This window comes from Fontibacillus phaseoli, assembly GCF_003337355.1.
Taxonomy (GTDB): domain Bacteria; phylum Bacillota; class Bacilli; order Paenibacillales; family Paenibacillaceae; genus Fontibacillus; species Fontibacillus phaseoli.
Map to the genome: position 1 here is coordinate 510,641 of NZ_QPJW01000001.1, position 16,338 is coordinate 526,978.

23 protein-coding genes are annotated in these 16,338 nt (G+C 52.7%); 22 read left to right on the forward strand and 1 reads right to left on the reverse strand.

The window, feature by feature from the left end:
* The first annotated feature begins 124 nt into the window (after window positions 1-124).
* From DFP94_RS02420 to DFP94_RS02445, 6 genes are all read left to right on the forward strand, one after another.
* Entirely contained in the window at window positions 125-358 is a 234-nt protein-coding gene (locus DFP94_RS02420; protein ID WP_114494838.1) for a hypothetical protein, read from the forward strand.
* Between the two features lie 58 nt (window positions 359-416).
* Window positions 417-620 carry a hypothetical protein gene (locus DFP94_RS02425; protein WP_114494839.1) on the forward strand — a complete coding sequence of 68 codons (204 nt, stop codon included), beginning with the start codon at window positions 417-419 and terminating at the stop codon, window positions 618-620.
* A 39-nt stretch (window positions 621-659) separates the two neighbouring features.
* Window positions 660-1,433 carry a P-loop NTPase family protein gene (locus tag DFP94_RS02430; protein ID WP_114494840.1) on the forward strand — a complete coding sequence of 258 codons (774 nt, stop codon included), beginning with the start codon at window positions 660-662 and terminating at the stop codon, window positions 1,431-1,433.
* Between the two features lie 161 nt (window positions 1,434-1,594).
* Window positions 1,595-2,974, forward strand: a complete 1,380-nt coding sequence (locus DFP94_RS02435; protein ID WP_114494841.1) for a TRM11 family methyltransferase — start codon at window positions 1,595-1,597, stop codon at window positions 2,972-2,974.
* 114 nt (window positions 2,975-3,088) lie between these two features.
* Window positions 3,089-3,595 (forward strand): helix-turn-helix domain-containing protein, encoded by a 507-nt coding sequence (locus tag DFP94_RS02440; protein WP_181872997.1) that lies wholly within the window; start codon window positions 3,089-3,091, stop codon window positions 3,593-3,595.
* Between the two features lie 18 nt (window positions 3,596-3,613).
* On the forward strand, window positions 3,614-4,552 hold the full coding sequence (locus DFP94_RS02445; RefSeq protein ID WP_114494843.1) for a toprim domain-containing protein: 939 nt from the start codon (window positions 3,614-3,616) through the stop codon (window positions 4,550-4,552).
* A 60-nt stretch (window positions 4,553-4,612) separates the two neighbouring features.
* Here DFP94_RS02445 and DFP94_RS25255 read toward each other — a convergent pair whose 3' ends face one another.
* The gene (locus DFP94_RS25255; RefSeq protein ID WP_147273827.1) at window positions 4,613-4,885 is read right to left on the reverse strand and encodes a hypothetical protein; all 273 of its coding nucleotides are present in this window, start codon (window positions 4,883-4,885) and stop codon (window positions 4,613-4,615) included.
* Between the two features lie 131 nt (window positions 4,886-5,016).
* On the opposite strand from DFP94_RS25255, the gene DFP94_RS02450 reads away from it, so the two are divergent.
* The 16 genes from DFP94_RS02450 (at window position 5,017) to DFP94_RS25345 (ending at window position 16,314) form a co-directional block, all read left to right on the forward strand.
* Complete coding sequence (locus DFP94_RS02450) at window positions 5,017-5,703, forward strand: hypothetical protein (RefSeq protein WP_114494844.1); 687 nt, start codon at window positions 5,017-5,019, stop codon at window positions 5,701-5,703.
* A 229-nt stretch (window positions 5,704-5,932) separates the two neighbouring features.
* Window positions 5,933-6,106, forward strand: a complete 174-nt coding sequence (locus tag DFP94_RS25340; RefSeq protein ID WP_181872998.1) for a hypothetical protein — start codon at window positions 5,933-5,935, stop codon at window positions 6,104-6,106.
* 152 nt (window positions 6,107-6,258) lie between these two features.
* Window positions 6,259-6,627: a hypothetical protein gene (locus DFP94_RS02455; protein ID WP_147273828.1), complete on the forward strand. Its 369-nt coding sequence runs from the start codon at window positions 6,259-6,261 to the stop codon at window positions 6,625-6,627.
* Window positions 6,628-6,918: 291 nt separating this feature from the next.
* Complete coding sequence (locus DFP94_RS02460) at window positions 6,919-7,713, forward strand: hypothetical protein (RefSeq protein ID WP_114494846.1); 795 nt, start codon at window positions 6,919-6,921, stop codon at window positions 7,711-7,713.
* 90 nt (window positions 7,714-7,803) lie between these two features.
* A complete protein-coding gene (locus DFP94_RS02465; protein ID WP_114494847.1) occupies window positions 7,804-8,247 on the forward strand; it encodes a PDDEXK-like family protein in 444 nt (147 codons plus the stop codon).
* A 70-nt stretch (window positions 8,248-8,317) separates the two neighbouring features.
* Complete coding sequence (locus DFP94_RS02470) at window positions 8,318-9,730, forward strand: hypothetical protein (RefSeq protein WP_114494848.1); 1,413 nt, start codon at window positions 8,318-8,320, stop codon at window positions 9,728-9,730.
* Between the two features lie 22 nt (window positions 9,731-9,752).
* Complete coding sequence (locus DFP94_RS02475) at window positions 9,753-12,026, forward strand: DNA polymerase (RefSeq protein WP_114494849.1); 2,274 nt, start codon at window positions 9,753-9,755, stop codon at window positions 12,024-12,026.
* Window positions 12,027-12,686: a beta clamp domain-containing protein gene (locus tag DFP94_RS02480; protein WP_114494850.1), complete on the forward strand. Its 660-nt coding sequence runs from the start codon at window positions 12,027-12,029 to the stop codon at window positions 12,684-12,686. It abuts the gene before it with no gap.
* The gene (locus tag DFP94_RS02485) at window positions 12,686-12,976 is read left to right on the forward strand and encodes a hypothetical protein (RefSeq protein WP_114494851.1); all 291 of its coding nucleotides are present in this window, start codon (window positions 12,686-12,688) and stop codon (window positions 12,974-12,976) included. Before DFP94_RS02480 ends, DFP94_RS02485 begins: the two co-directional genes overlap by 1 nt.
* A complete protein-coding gene (locus DFP94_RS02490; protein WP_114494852.1) occupies window positions 12,960-13,322 on the forward strand; it encodes a hypothetical protein in 363 nt (120 codons plus the stop codon). Before DFP94_RS02485 ends, DFP94_RS02490 begins: the two co-directional genes overlap by 17 nt.
* Window positions 13,319-13,945 carry a 3'-5' exonuclease gene (locus DFP94_RS02495; protein ID WP_114494853.1) on the forward strand — a complete coding sequence of 209 codons (627 nt, stop codon included), beginning with the start codon at window positions 13,319-13,321 and terminating at the stop codon, window positions 13,943-13,945. Before DFP94_RS02490 ends, DFP94_RS02495 begins: the two co-directional genes overlap by 4 nt.
* 2 nt (window positions 13,946-13,947) lie before the next feature.
* Window positions 13,948-14,277 (forward strand): hypothetical protein, encoded by a 330-nt coding sequence (locus DFP94_RS02500; protein ID WP_114494854.1) that lies wholly within the window; start codon window positions 13,948-13,950, stop codon window positions 14,275-14,277.
* Between the two features lie 148 nt (window positions 14,278-14,425).
* A complete protein-coding gene (locus DFP94_RS02505) occupies window positions 14,426-15,313 on the forward strand; it encodes a hypothetical protein (protein WP_245954426.1) in 888 nt (295 codons plus the stop codon).
* A gap of 2 nt (window positions 15,314-15,315) precedes the next feature.
* Window positions 15,316-15,615: a hypothetical protein gene (locus DFP94_RS02510; RefSeq protein ID WP_114495745.1), complete on the forward strand. Its 300-nt coding sequence runs from the start codon at window positions 15,316-15,318 to the stop codon at window positions 15,613-15,615.
* Window positions 15,524-16,141 (forward strand): crossover junction endodeoxyribonuclease RuvC, encoded by a 618-nt coding sequence (locus DFP94_RS02515; RefSeq protein WP_181872999.1) that lies wholly within the window; start codon window positions 15,524-15,526, stop codon window positions 16,139-16,141. Before DFP94_RS02510 ends, DFP94_RS02515 begins: the two co-directional genes overlap by 92 nt.
* Window positions 16,138-16,314, forward strand: a complete 177-nt coding sequence (locus DFP94_RS25345) for a hypothetical protein (RefSeq protein WP_181873000.1) — start codon at window positions 16,138-16,140, stop codon at window positions 16,312-16,314. The genes DFP94_RS02515 and DFP94_RS25345 overlap by 4 nt, the downstream gene beginning before the upstream one ends.
* Window positions 16,315-16,338 lie beyond the last annotated feature (24 nt).

Sequence of the window (16,338 nt, forward strand, 5' to 3'; positions counted from 1 at the left end):
CGAGTTGCGGCCGCGAAGTTGAGTTGCGCAAGCACGTTAATAGATGCGTGTGTGGTGCGCGGATAAAAATAGTTTAGTGTCGCAGTAGACACATTTTGTTCAACAAAAATGAGGAGGTTTTTGAATGAGCATTGAAAACAAATTGAGGGGATTATGCAAAGAAAACGGCGAGGTAGAAATTGAAAGTATCGACTTAACGAAAATGGCTGTAGACGTGATTTTGCCTTATGAAAGCAGTTCGTATGCGATTGAGTTGGAAGGGGAAACGGACGAGGAAATTATCGAATCATTCAAAGAAAAAGTAAATGGACGATTGAGCGATATGGTTAATCATTTGGAAGATTGCAAGCTGGATTAACGTCGTAGTTCGAACATTCGGTGCAGATATGACACATTTAACGCAAGAGGGTGTTTAAATGGCAAATCGGAAAAACACAGAGTTATTCTCATTGCTCGATGATCTACATGAAAATTTTGTACAGATAGAGCATTTCGCCGTTGGTCGAACAAAAGCGGGGAAACGTCCTGCTGGAAGGCTGAAACATATAGAAACTCATGCTAGAAATATTGAGCAGATTGCGGTGGAAATTCAGCAACAAGTTCAAGCGATGATGAAGTAGAAACGTCACAGTTCGAAAATATAGCAAAGGAGGAATCGCATGGCACACGCAGACAACTGCATATTAGCGCAACACTGTACGCTAGCAGGCGGAGACAAGTGCAACGCAATTTGTCCGTCGTACGTAGCGTGTCACGGCGCGGATGGCCTCGGCGGAAGGATCGGCGCGGCAGGCGTACCGGCGGAATACAAGCGGCTCACACTCGCGAACAGTCCGGCGCGCGAAACGCAGATAGAGGCGTATAAAATCGCAGAGGCGTACGTCGGGACTTTTATGCGGCAATTCGATACCGCGCTAAATCCGCGAACGGAACGAATCAAGTCGCTTTATCTGTTCTCGCACGAGCCCGGCACCGGAAAGACAACGACGGCCGCGGCGCTATTAAACGAGTGGGTCATACGCCATTATATCGGGTCGCTCCAACGGAACGGGCAACCGCTGGAACGGCCGGCATACTTCTTAGACGTAAATGATTGGCAAAAGCTGTATACGACGTTTACAAGACCGCACGTACCGACAGATGTTGCCGAACCGGCCGCGCGATTATATTACCGTCAAATGCAGAGCGCACGGACTGCTCCGTTTGTCGTGCTTGACGATATTGGAGTACGCGACGCGTCAGACGGGTTTCGCGGAGATTTACACAGCGTAATTAATCACCGCAATACCAACGGATTACCTTCGGTTTATACCTCAAACGTTACATTCGAAGATCAGGTGCGCGTGTTCGACGGTCGAATGGCGGATCGTATGCGGGACATGTGCGGAGTGGTTCCGTTTGTGGGTGAGAGTAAACGCGGGAAGAGGAATTGAAAAGTTTTTCATAGCGTTTCATACGAGCAAGTCGAATAATCTAGCAAATCGAAGCAACTTATAGATTGACTCGTTTAGCGCTGCTTTTAAAGATAAAATTTCATTCTTCGCGATTAGACAAGTAAGTTGTTACTTATTATTATCGGAGGTGACTATCGAGAATGCCAGTACACGGAGAGCAGTTACTTTCAAAGACGGTCGACGTCGGCGACATATCCGCGCTAACCAAATACGGAATCACGCGCGAGGACTTCGAGACGCCAGGCGAGCGCCAAGCATACGACTTTACCGTTAAGTACGCGCAACAGAACGCCGGCCGAGCGCCGTCCTACGTTACACTTGCGGCAGAGTGTCCGGACATTACGTATATACCGGACGTTTCGGATTCGTTCGAATATCTCGCGGGCGAACTTAAAGCCGCGGCAGCCAAGCGCGAAGTCCTGCGTAAGATCAACGGATACACCGACGAAGACAGCGGCAGAAAAGTCCCGTCGGAACTCGCTGAGAAATTTGCGCAGCTTGCGCCGGCCGACTTCGGAAAATATCTGCGCGAACTCGGTGAATCAATCGAAGGCAAGGCGACGGTTAAACGCGATATCGGCGCGAGTCTCCTAACGTTGGCCGGCGCATTTAAAACGGAGTACCAAAAGCGCAAGGCCGGCGAGTCGTACACGTTATGGAAAACGCCGTTTGCGACGCTTAATGCGGAGATTGGCGGCCTTTATTCCGGGGATTGTTATATCATTATGGCTGAATCTGGCCGGGGTAAAACGTACTTGTCCGAGGTCTTTTTGGACGAGCTGCTCCGGCAAGGGGCGGTCGTGCTGGCCAAGTCATATGAGGTTAAGTGGTATCCGCTAATTTCGCGGCTCATTTCGATCGCGACCGCAAGAGATGGCGCAGTTAAAGCGGACGGACTCGGCGACGTTGGCCTACCGAACAAGGCGATGCTCGCCGGCAAGATGGACGCGGAACTGGAATCGTTCATGCTCGATATGGTCGCGAAGATTAACGAGTATTATCCGGGCGAGCTTATCCTGCAGGCGAAAGGCGACGCTAATCTTACGCGCAGCTTGGACGAGTTGGATCGCGAACTGCATATGCGGCCGGATATCGACGTTGTTATCATCGACCCATTCTACGGATTGTCCGACGTCTACGGACGGAACGCGAATAAGACAGCGGGCGGTGCGGCGGAAATGGCGGCCCGGCGCTTGGAAACGATTATTGGTGCGCACGATGTCGTCGGTATATTCACGATCCAGGCGCAGACCGAGCGTCAGGAAACGGAAGAGGGCGAACACCGGGCGGTGAAGCTGCCGAAACGCGACCAGGTGAAGACGACGAAAGCCGTACTCGAAATCGCGACTAACCTATTTTCGTTTGATGCCGCGAATGGTAACGGGGCGCTCGGCGTTGAGAAGGGTAGGAATGGTGGCGAGGGGTTTGCGATCGAACTCGTTGCGCTGATGGACTACGGGGTGCTGCGGGAACTGCCGAAGGGTACGGAAATTGCGGGGCAGTTTGCAAGTGGATTTTGATTCAATACAGTTTGTTTCCTAACAAGATACAAAATGTGTTGACGCGGAAAACAAATCATAGTATGCTTGACCCATGGAAAATATTCCAACTTATTTTTGGAAGGAGAATATGAAGTGCAAGAAAATTTATTAGGGGAGTTTATCCGCGAGAAAAGACAAGAACTCGGATTTACCGTCCGCGATATCGCTGAAAAGGCCGAGATCAGCTTTTCCCAGTGGAGTAAGCTTGAGAGGGGGTTGGTTAAGGACCCAACTGATGAGACTCTTGAGAAGGTTTCATATGCGATTAACGTGGACAAGGAGAGTATCTTTGCGCTTGCCGGAAGAATCTCTCCGGAAGTTGATATTAGCGATTACATCCAGCAGGAGAAAAGTCAATTTTACTACGACCTCTCCAAGCTGTTGGATAGCTCCGTGAAAGTGCTTGAAGAATCACGTAAGTATATGTTTAAAGCAGCACCATTGCTTGAGCAGTTGTTTGACGTAGTAGCCGTCGCAGATGAAACTAAGGATCTCAACGACAGTGAAAAACTGTTTATCGCTCGCGAGATCGAATCGGCATTTAAATTAAGTGTTAAAAGACTTAAAGCCAGAAGAGATAAGCAAAACGAAACAGATTGATACAAGGAGTGGTGCTTAATGCTAACTGCCTTAATGGCGGAAATCGAGCGTTATCCTTGGCGCAACCCACGCTGGCACGCGGACAAACTCGAAGCCAGCTCGCCCAACCGCGAAGACGACCGGCCGTCCTTTCGCGTCACCACGGACCCGGACTCGGAGTTGTTCGGATGCTGGAACGATTCGGGCGCAATCGATCCGCATCTCAGGCGCGGCGGCCCCGTCCAACTTCTCGCCATGTTACGCGGCATCGACGAAGAAACAGCGCGCCAGATATTAACGGAAAGCGAGCGGGATGGCCCGGCGGACTACATAACGCTTCAAATACGAAAACCTACCGCCAAGGCTCGCGCACGACCGCTCGACATAGCGCTACTCGACCGTTACTCTACGGACCGCTCCGACTACCTCACGAATCGCGGCATAAGTCCGGAGGTGCAGGCGCTATTTCGGACCGGTTACGATCCGCAGAGCCGCGCCGTGACAATTCCGTGGTTTGACGCTGCCGGACGGTTATTGACGGTAAAATATCGGACAACCTACGCAAAACGCTTTTGGTACACAAAGGGGGGCGTTCCGGTCCGCGATTTGATATACGGGATCGACGTTATTCATTCGCGGAATATCAAGCTCGCGGCCTGCGTGGAGAGCGAAATCGATGCGCTCTATCTCTGGACGATCGGAGTGCCGGCGATTGCGACCGGTGGGGCGGCGTTTAACGAGAAGAAACGCAATCTTATCTTGCGGAGTCCGATCGAAACTCTCGTGCTATTGCGGGATAACGACGCGGCCGGACGAGCCTGGCGGAATGAGATCGCGGAGAGTTTGCAGGGACGGTTGCGGTTGGAAATTGCGTTGGTGCCAAGCGGATACAAAGATCCTACCGAGGCGGGAATAACGGAAATAGGGAAAACAAGGGAAATTTATAGTCCGCTGGTAAATTTTATGATGACAGCGTGACGAAAGTTGTCGTATAATGGCGATAGTTGACATTCAGCAACTACTGCGCAGGGCAAACCATTAAGATTCGCCCTCGCTGCGGCGGCTCGGTGGCATTAATGTTCCTTCATATAACTCGCGCGGATGGTAGTATTTACCGGTCACAACGTATATCGCGTCTGTAATTGCGATTGCGTCGCGTAATGAAATTTTACGCTTCTGATCCGGTTCTTCCGATAGAGCGCGGGAGATAACAGATTTAGGAACGGCAGAATAGTCGGACAAGTCTTGCTGACTCCAGCCGATTTCATCGAGAACCACACCGAGGCGGCAGCGACCCAGTTCTCGTCGCAATTCGCCTACCTGCCTTCTGTGTCAGTCATCATTAATTATTTTAACAAATTTTCCGCAAAAAGTGTGCGAAAGTTTAATCATCGGCAACATAGTAAGTGTAAGGCACAAAATCTATTAGGAGTTGATATAGTTTGAGTAGTAAAAAACTGAATATTCTAGCAGAAGCCCACAGGCAGAACCCTACTGCAGAAACGTTCAATCACTTGTATGAGGAGGCGTCCGCAGAGTTCGGGGATTTTCATCGCGACACTCTTCTGAGTCGAGGTTGCCAAGACAGGCACAAAGCTCAGGAAACGTTTGATAACGCGGTGCTCGAGTTATCTAGACGGGATGATATCCGGGACTTCACGAACTCTCTGTCCGCGGCTTTGAAACTCAAACGTCTTGAAGTGTTCAGAGGGAACAAGAGACGCCGAAAACGAGTTGTAGGATCGTTGGATGAAGTAGTGGAGGATGTTGCGTCAGGGGAGTGCCAACCAAAGTACAAACTTCCACCTGATATATACGCTGTATCTGCCGAAGCCGAGGTTATACCAGTTATGGGAACAAAAAAAGAAGCCGAGAAGCGCCAACTTCTCGACATCTTAGTGGATCGCGCTAACGATCCGGTAGCGACGCTAATCGCTACAGAAAATAGGACATTTGAATGTGATGAGTTTTCCGTCAATGCGTTCGCCAAAACGCTCGGGATACATCATCAAGAAGCTCGCCGCAAGCTTGATCTTATTGCACGTCAGTTCAGACTCGGAGTAGACGGAGATATTCTCGAATACTTACCAGAAGGACTGCGTGTAAAGCGTCATTATCTTACGGCATGATTTCTTTATGAGAAGGACGAGTTTTCGGGCACGAAAGCCGTCCTCTCAACACTAGTATAGCACAATCGTCAAGCAAATTAGCAAACGGTAAGTTTTAGCTCTATGTATAGCATAACCTAAATCTTTACAATTCATTCAATCTCACGTTTTCAATATTACGCAAAAAATTGCGCATTGTCAACGTTTAGTTTCCTATTGCCTAAAAGCAACTTACCCGGAGGTATCCGATATGAAACGTTATTCCACATATAAAGTACGCAGCAATCCGAATATGGTTCCGCAAATCTCGCAAAATGTACGCCTTTCCTCGTTCGACGACGCGTTCCTTCTATATAATGGCGCGCCGGAAGTATACGAAGACCCGGCAGACTACATTCGCTTGAAAGGCGGTCGGATCGCATGACGCAGAAATGGCGCCTAACCGCGCACGCCCTCCGTCGGATCACCGAACGGTTCGGCGTTGAGAAATCGTCGGCCGCGAATTGGACGAATCAGCACATGGCCGACGCGGAATACGTATGCAACACGCTCGCCGAGGACGGAACTTACGGTCGCATGTTCGCCAAGTCCGGCATCGTATTTATCGCGGATTTGATTGATAGCGCGGTCCTAACCGTGTTGAAAGCGGAGATTCCGGCGCCGGCCGTTTCCGCAGTTGCCGCCGCAGTTGGTCGCGAGGTCAAACGCAAGGAACTCGCAGTATTGAAGGCCGAAGTAGAAGCGCTCGCCAAACGCGCACCGCTCGAACAGGAGGCGGCGACCCTGCGCCTGGCAATCGCAAAGGCCCGGACGGCCGCGCGCCGCAATGCGTTGACCGCGCGAATGAACGCAGTCGAGCTACAGATTCGCGAGATTAACGCCGGGATTACGAAGGAGAAACGTGAATTGACGCTGCTGGCGCAAGGATACGCAGCGATCGTTTAGAGCCGATTCCTACGTCGGCCGTGTTGCGGTAACTTTCCGGTTGCTGCGACATATCGGGCGTAGGGGCCGCGCATTAGTCGCGTAAAAATAGCGTCAATCTTACGGTTGTGACCGTCTCATGCGTGGGCCGGGCGTAATTAAGCGGCGTTTGGAGCGCTCCCGTACGTGCTATGCCGAAGTGTAAGCCGCAAGTGTGCGCAGGGCCCGCGTACATGAGCGCAATCCTATCGACCGGACGCCCGGCGGAGCGTCGACCAATCCGCCTAATACTACGAAAAGGAACGTGATCGAATGTCACTGTTTACGAAGATGGGCGAAGCAGCCGCAGCCGCAACGGATAATACGGGAGGAGCGCAAGAGAGTCCGATTACATCGTTCAAGAGCGGAAGTTCGTTCAAAGTCGGCGTAAAAAGCGTGTACGACGTCGCTGAGTACTACGGGTACAGCATCTATAAAAAAGTGAACACGTTCGTGCCTAAGAACCCAGCGAAGCGTAATAATCGCGGTTTCGTCGAGTCCGACCCGACGTTGTGGGATCGCGCGGCTGACTTACTTTATGCCGACGCAAAGGCTGCGAAAGATGCCGGCGCCAGTGAGGAAGCGGTCAAAAAGATCACGGACGAGGCGTACTTGTACCGCGGCAAACAACGGTTCCTCCGTGCTTTCTACGATTTGTCTACGGGCAAGGACATCGTTGTTGACTTGTCGCCGAAACAAGAGAAGACGCTCAAGGCCGTGATCGAAAAGTACTCGAAGAAACTCGGCACTATCGCGTTCGAACTTACGAAGACTGGCGCAAGCACTAACGCAGTCGTAGCGCTATCTCCGATCATCGATATGGACGAAGACTTGACGGAAGAGGAGCGCAAAAACTTCGCCAAACTCGGAGAGAAACCGTTCGATATGGCGCTGTTCGAAACGTGTCTTTATGTCGCGGATGAGGACGAGCAGACGAAGAATCTCGTAGTCGCCGGCTTCGATATTTCGCGCCTCGGCCTTACGATTGGTGCCGCAGCACCTGCGCAATCTGGCGGAAGTGACGCCGATAAACCGCTCGACATTTCTGACGAGGATCTTCCGTTCTGATTTCGCGTTGACTTAACGTATTAATGACGTCGGCCGGCGCGCAGGTTGCCGCTGGCTGGCGATCCCCACACGAAAGAGAGGCGCATATATTTGGCGCACATCACTGAAATCGTTGGTCAAGTATCGGAGCAAGTCGCACGAACGGCGCTCGTATGCGCTGGATGGACCGTTGCGGTTCCGCAGACTCGCGAATCATACGACATTGTGGCGTGTGACCCGGTTAGTCGCGAATGGAAAACGTTCCAGGTTAAGACGATTAAACTCCGGTCGGACCGGCGCAATGAAATGGTCGTGTACTCACGCAAAGGAAACGGCGAACCTTATACGCAGCCCGAAGTCGACTATCTAATCGGCGTACTGGGCGCTAAAGGTGATGAGGCTCCTCGCGTATGGGTATTCGAAAACTCCGGATTGACCGAGTACTGGGCGACCGAGGCAAGCGCAGAAAAGCGCTGGATCGAGCTGCCCCTAAGTATTCAACGCGAAATGTACACGGAGCAGACTGCGGCCGGACCGGTTGAGTTCGCGGCCTAACGGAAAAGAGCACGAAGCAAGGCGGGCGACAGCGTATATGGCGCGGCCCGAACGAGAGGAGAACGTATAAATGGCGAAATTGAACGTAACGGTTCCAACGGTTGAAGTCGAAATCGAAGGCGTTAAATACCGGAAGGTTGACCGGAAAGCCGCGGTCGGTGACGTGCTCAAGATTACGGATAATGACGATTGTGATTACGTTATTGACGGCGCGTTCTACGAGGTAACTCGCGTGGATTGTTGCGATGATCCGCAGTTTATTGACGAAGACGGAGACGAGTTTGACGGGGCAGACGTGGAATACGAAGTCTACGAAAAGGTTACGGAATCGACACAAAAATACCGCGAGGTTAAGCGCAAGGCAAGCGCGGGCGAGCGGATTAAGATCGTAGAATTGTGGCCGATCGAGGACCGGTACGAAGTCGGAGACGAATTTACCGTCGATAAAGTCAGAGAGTCGGACGGGTACGTTTGGGTGGATTCGTTGGGCGAGCGCGTAATTGCGTTAACTGAATACGTCGTCCTCGAACCGATCGAAGAATCTGCGCAGCCCGCGAAGCCGAAGCGTCTGACCGTCGGGGATTACGCGAAGGTTGTCGCAGATAATGCCAGTCACAATTACGCTGTCGGAACGTTCGTCAAAATTGTGATTGATGATCACCGCCATTACCCGTATAGAGCGGAAAAAGCAGACGGCACTCTCGGCAATTGGCTCGACGAGAAGGACGTTGAGTGCGCAACGGAGGCCGAAGTTGCCGCGGCCCAACGCGAAGCTAAAGAGGCGCTCAAATACGGGGACTTTGCCGACGGCGGTTATGCGGAACTGGTTAATGCTCCGGAAAGCCTCGTACGCCACCGTGGAATCAAAAACGGTGATTTCGTTACCGTCCAGATTGCGGACATTCCCGGAAAGTACGCACTACGCGTAGATAAAGGCGAGAAGCACGGATACTGTGACGCCAGTGCCCTCCGCAAAGTCACTCGCGAAGAATACGAAGCGGCCGTCGATCCGCGTAACCAGTTCGCGAAAGGCGATAAGGTGCGGTTGATTAGCGGAGGCGGCACGCTTGGCTTGTTCGATTACGAAACTGGCGGAATCTATACCGTAGGTGATCCGAAGCCCGGCAACACTTCCGAAAAGGTGCAGATTACGGGCGGAGGACAGCCGACGGCATACGCCAAACCGGACCAACTCGAAAAGGTCAGCGCCGAGGAAGTCGCGGAGATTGAGAAATGGGCGGCAATCGGGCGGAAGGTCGGCGAGTTTAAGCGCGGGGATATCGTAGAAGCTAAACGCTCGCTAGGTAGTAGCGATTGGATTTACGGGAAGGTTGAGGACGAGCCGCGTATTCAACTCGACGGGGAGTTACTAATGGGCTTACGTATCCCTTCTGGATATTATTACGCAGTATACGTAAAGGACGCGAAGCTCATCGTCCCGGCCGAACAGCGCTTTGATCGCGAAGAAAAGGCCGCAGCCTAATACGCGAAAGAGGTGACGCATCTTGGACGTTAAATTAACACTCAACTTACGCTCGCCGACCGCTGACACCGACCGGGAAGCGACAACCGAACGCGTTAAGGACGCAGCCAAGCGCAAGAAGGCTGCGGAGAAAACGTTGGAGGACGCTTGGGCGCGCATACTTGCGATGAAGAATAGCGACGCCGACCGCGAAAAGCTACTCGCGGTAAAATACGCCATGGAGACGGGTGCGACGGGCAGGCATCCGTCCGGCGTAGGCAAGCGGTTCAGCAAAGCGGAGGCGCTGCGGATATATACGGATTTGCGCGAGTCTATCCGCGAGGAAACCTTGCGCAAGATGGTTGCGGATATGCCGGCGAACTACTTCCTCATTAATTCCGAGCGTCTGTTGGCGCGACTCAACGAAAGACTTCGCCAAGAGTCCGAAGTTGCGGTCGATACGGAAACAACGGGCGTTGACGTTTATACCGATGTGATTGTCGGCATCTCCTTAACGTTGCCGTCCGTGAGTATTCCGCCATTACGCGAAAAAGGGATGCACGTATATATTCCGGTTGCGCACGATAGCGGCGAGCAGCTTTCGCGAGACTACGTTCTTGAGGAATTGCGCGGATTTCTTTACGACGAGGGGATTGGCAAGATTCTCCATAACGCCATGTTCGATATCGCGATGTTCAGGCGGCACGGCTACGATTTGCGCGGCGTTACGTGGGATACGATGATCGCGATGCACATGCTTAACGAAAACGAAATGTCGTTCCGCTTGAAAGACCTCGCGCCGAAATATCTCGGAGTCGAGTCGGACACGTTCGCCGAGCTGTTCGGCAAAACACCGTTTAACGAAATTCCGCTGGACATTGCGCTGGCATATGCGGCAAAGGATACGGATCTGACCTGGCGCTTATATCAATTCCAGTTTACGCACCTTACCGCAATGTCTACCGTACTCGACTACTACCGAACGGTTGAGATTCCACTCCTCTACGTAATTGTCGATATGGAGGCGAACGGATATATTCTCGACCTCGACTTCGCGAAAGAGTACGGGGAGCAGTTGAGGCAACGTGCGAAAGTGCTTCACGCCAAGTTAATCGGAGTCATGGCGAAACATCACGAGGGAGACGGCGAACTTAACCTAAACTCCACGCCGCAGATGAAGGTCGCGTTGTCTAAGGCGATTGGCCGCGAGCTCCCGAACATGGACGCGAAGAAGACGCTCAAGCCTCTCGCGAAAGAGTTCGAAGTCATTGCGGATTTGTTGGAATACCGCAAGATTACGAAGCTCAGCGGAACGTATATCGACTCGCTTCCGACGAAACAGAATCCGTCGACCAAGCGGTGGCATTCGCGCTTTAATCCGATGGGAACCGTTACGGGCCGATTCAGTTCCGGTAAGGACGAAGACGCGGAGGATTCGAACCAGTTCAACGTTCAAAATCAGCCGGAAGAGGCGCGGAAGATGTTCCTGGCTCCGGAAGGTAAAGTGCTGGTTTCCGCGGACTTTAAGGCGCAGGAAATCCGTTGTACCGCGTACTTATCCGGCGAACCGGTTCTAATCGAAGCTTTCGAAAAGGGAATCGATCCGTACGCAAACATGGCGAGCATGTATTATAAGCGACCGTATCACGAAGTCAATAAGCTGCCGAACGGCGAGGACACACCGGAACGCAAGGCGATGAAAGTCGTATGGCTTGCGACTCTGTACGGAATGAGCGACTTCTCACTCGCGGAAATGCTCGGACTTAAAAAGCCGGAAGCGACCGCGTTTAAGACGGAGCTGTTCAGCGGAATGCCGAAGCTGTCCGCGTGGTTGAAAGCGAACGAGGAGCACGTCGTCAAGTTCGGATTTGTTTGGGCGGATAAGCAACAACGTAAGCGGCGCCTTCCCGACGGTAAGCTCAAGCGTAAAGAAATACCGTTCGGAAAGTGGAACGATCCGAAATACGAAGAGTCGCGCAAGCACAACGCGAAAATTAACCGGGCCATGCGCCAGGGGACGAACGCTCGCGTACAAGGTAGTTCCGCAATCCAAACGAAAGTCACGATGATTAAGGCGCACGAAGAGTGTAAGAAGCGCGAAGGATGGGCGCTGTGGGGAACGATTCATGACGAATTAGTTTTCGAGATCCCCGAAGACTTCACGCGTGAAGATATCGCAGTCATCGAGCGGATCATGACGCAGTCCTATTCGTGGGGAAGCGTTGCGAACGGAACGGATATTGCGATTATGACGCGGTGGGGTAAAGGCGTTACGCCGGACGCATGGTTCGCGCAGAAAACGAAGGAGGCCGCATAAATGGCGATTACACAGGCGAAGAAACTCGAATTGATTACGAAGCACGCGAAGAACTTTACGACGAAGTCCGAAGCAACTCCGGTATTACAAGGCGTTCATTACGCCGCAGATGGTTCCGTCGTTTGTACGGACCGGGTTACGCTGCTCCGGATCGGTGGCGCGCATAACTTTACGGAGGCATTTACGTCTCATGCGAAAACTGGCGCAGTCATCGACGGAGTATTTCCAGACACTTCGCGGATTGTTCCGCAGGAACTTCCGACGCAGATTACGCTCGTTGATACGGCGTTTTTCTCCGGCATTAAAGACGCAATCGCCCGCGTAAAGGTGGCGCTGGAAACTGCGAAGCTCTCCGCAGACAAATCGCACATTACGCGTTTAGATGTGGCGCAGGGCAGCGGAGTTAAATTAACGGTCAATCTATCGGAGGATAACGCATCTTTCGCTGCGATGCTTACTGCGGACACTTTCGGAAAAGACGCAGCGGTCGCGTTCAATGCGCAGCTTTTCCTAAACGCGCTAAACGTATTTAAGGACGCCGGCAGTCAGCGCGTCATTGTCGGAATTACGGGCGAGGCGACTCCGATCGTCCTGCGCGATGAGGAAAACGAAATCGACGCGATTGTACTTCCGTATCGTGTCGCGAAAGAGGCGGCGTGATGCTTACGCCTGGTGAACGCAAAACCGCAACGTACACTTGTTCGGAGTGCCGGCGCCAGATCCGCACACTTGCGGACGAATACGGCGACCACGGCTGTATCTGCGGATGGGGACCGAACGCCCGCGCCGATGACGTGCGCAAATATGTTAAGCGCTGCGTTGATAACGGAGTCGCTCCGGACGCGTTCGCCTTTGCGCTCACCTACGAGTGGGCGTATTACGGCGCACCCGGCCGCGAGATTGACGAATTAATAGCGAAGGAGTTGGCGAAGTATGAGCAACGTAATTGAGAAACTGCGCGAATTGGAAGCGAAGGCGAACACGTCAATCTATTCGAGAACGGTCGGTGACGCTGATTGGCGTGAGATTGACGATATTCTCGACGCGTACAACCCGGAAGGCTACGAAGTCGACGAGGTAGCAACGCGGTACGGCGAAGGCGGACGCTGGACCACACGGGAGATAACCACGTACAAGGTTACGCAAACTGACGGAAAGACCGCGTACTTCACGATTGACCGGGAGCGTCCGGCTACGGAAATGCAGGATGGCGGAGACTTTGCGTACGAAATATGGGAAGTCGTTCCGCGCGAAGTTACCGTTACAAAATACGTCCCGGGGAGGGCCGCAGAATGATCACGCCTGAAATCGTAACCGTCATCGATATCGAAACGACCGGACTTGATCCGTCCACCGACCACATTACGGAAATTGCCGCAATCCGCGCGGAAATCATTACGGACACGCCCGGCCTTGCTTACCGCGAAATCGGGCGCTTTCAAACGTTCGTTGCGCTGCCGCCCGGTGTAGAGATTCCGGAAATGATCACGGAGTTGACCGGGATTCGTGCGGAGGACTCGCACGGGGCTCCGAACTTCTATCGCGCGTACAATTCTCTGCGTCACTTTGCGTACGGAACAACGATAATCGCGCACAATGCTCCGTTCGACCTGTCGTTCCTTGACTTTCCGGCAATATCGAGAGGATTCGTCTGTACCCGCGCCCTCTCGCGCCTGGTCGATCCGGACGAAAGCGCACGACTCGCGGACTGCTGCGCACGGTACGGAATTGTTTTGCGCCAGCATCACCGCGCAATGAACGACGTAGAGGCGACGCTGCATCTCTACGCGAAGCTCCGGGAAAAGGCGGAGATTAACGGAATCAGTTACCGCAATGTCGTGATTGATAGCGAGGAGCGTCCGCTTAAATACGTGCCGCCGGGTGCGATTGTACGGAAAATAACGAAGGAGGCTGCGTAAATATGACCGGACAAATTAACGTTCGTGTGTGTCAGGTGTGCGGGGACGATACCAAGCCGGACAGCCCGTGGTGCTTCACATGCCGAAAAAGTAAACCATTCGTTAAGCGCGACAAACGTCAAGTTTCCGGCGAGTATACGATTGTTGACTGGTTCTCGTCGCGGTCGAGCGCCGGCCTTATCGTTGAGGATGCGGAGGGCAAGCGTTATTCGCTCTATATGTCGGACGTGTTCGCGTATTTGAGCGGAACGGATATCGGGACCTTGACGCTTGAGGAGACGAAGAAAGGTTCCGCATACGGTTGGAAGGTAATTACGAAGGAGGCGGCTTAATATCTCTCAACAAATCGCAGATAAAATCGCGCAAGACTTTACGCATCACCTCAACGCCTGGCACGCGGCTCCGGAGGTTTACGACGACGCACTCGACGCGCAAATACACAAATGGTATGCGGACATCTTAACGGATAAGTCGCGCAAGGTGTGGCCGTCGAAAGAAGCGCCTTATTTTTCGCCATCGGCTGCGAACTCTGACGCGCGCGGATTATATGAGAAGATGCGCGGAGCCAAGAAGGAGAAGACGAAAATGCCTCCGCATCAGGGACGCTGGCGGAGGATCGGTACGGCGCTCGGCGATATGATACAGCGCGATGTCCTGTTTATGGAGAAACATTATGAAAAGGTAACGGGCAGCAAATCGCGGTTTTCCTTCGCGCGGAACGAAAGAGGCGAGCCTATGTTCGAAGAGTTCGCGAAATTAAACTCGGTCATCGAACATAACGGGCAAAAATTCATACTATTTGGAACCGGCGACGGCATTATGGAGTACCGCTCACCGCTTGGTGAGGTTCTACGGGTGGGACTTGAATGCAAGTCGAAACAAACGACATACTCCACGACATCCGGGTACTCGGTGCGTAACGGTCCGAAGTTAGACCATGTTAAACAATGCATTTGTTACTCGCTAATGTATAACGTGGACTATTACGTGATTCTTTACGTCAACGCATCGAAAAAAGGGTGGGAAATGACTGAGGCGGATGTTGAAAAATACCCGGACATTGTTGCGTTCGGCCTCCACATCACGAACGAAATGCGTGCGGAAGTGCTCGACCATTTTGCGGGAATAGTTGACGCGGCCAATCTCGGCATTCCTCCGAAAATCGACCTGGGAAAGTGGACATTCAATGACTTCAAACAGGTCTGCGCGTTGTCCTTATCGCCGGACGAGCTTGCGGAAATCGAACGCCAAGTCACCGCCCTGCAACGGTCAAGCTTGCCGGAATGGAAAAAACGTGGCCCGGCGGAGGCACTTGCGGACATATACCGGATTCGCGCGGAAAGAGAACTTACGAAGGAGGCTGCGTAATTATGGGGAAATACCGTAAGAAACCCGCTGTGATAGACGCTTTTCGGTGGACTGGAGATGCAGACCAAACAGAGGACCCGGAGTGGATAATTGACGAAATAAGAGCGGGCGCGGTTTGGTTTTATACCGAAGAAAGAGGGACGTTTATGCAAATACGAACCTTGGAGGGCGATATGCAAGTTTCCCCAGGAGATTACATTACTCGCGGCGTTGCTGGAGAGATTTACCCATGTAAGCCGGAAATATTCGAGGCTACGTACGAGGAGGTGCGTAATTCTGGCGAAGCTGAAAGCGCAGCCTGACGTATTCCGAATCTGCGGACTTGATCTTTCGTTAAGCCCTGGAATAGCCGCGATTGACATACGGAACCGCATTCCGTATTTGGTCGCGGCGGATTCCGTCGCCACATCTACTGACGATACGGATGCGGTCCGGAATTATACGGTCGAGACGTTTGTTGCGCAGTTCGTCCGCCAGCATCGTCCGTTTAAGCTCGTTGTTCGCGAAGACTTTACATCCGGCCGGAACAAACGCGCGACGCAGACGATATTCAGCGCGTGGGCGGCGGCTGACCGAGCGCTCGCTAGTTACGGATATCTCGCGGAGGACCTGAAACCGGCGCTGACCCCGACGACGGTCAAAAAGCTTGTGACCGGCAACGGGAAGGCGGAAAAGACGGAAGTTGCGGAGGCCGTGCGCAAATGGCTGCGGTTAAGTCCGGACTATAAATTCCGCGTCGGCTACGATGACAGCGATGCACTCGCGGTATGCCTGGCGTATCTTATTCGCGAGAATTTAATCGACGATATTGCGGAGGCGGTCGCATGATCCTACTGCCGGACAACGGAAACACCTGCGCTCATCTCATCGTAATGCAGCGCGTAGAAGTCGCAAGCCTCGAAAATAGCGTTGAGATTTACGCCGGCCTACTCGCTAAGTATGAACGGAAATTAGCGGAGGCCCGGCGGAGACTTGCGAAAAGCGAAAATTATCTGCGCTAAAACTGTGCGAAACGGGATCTAACG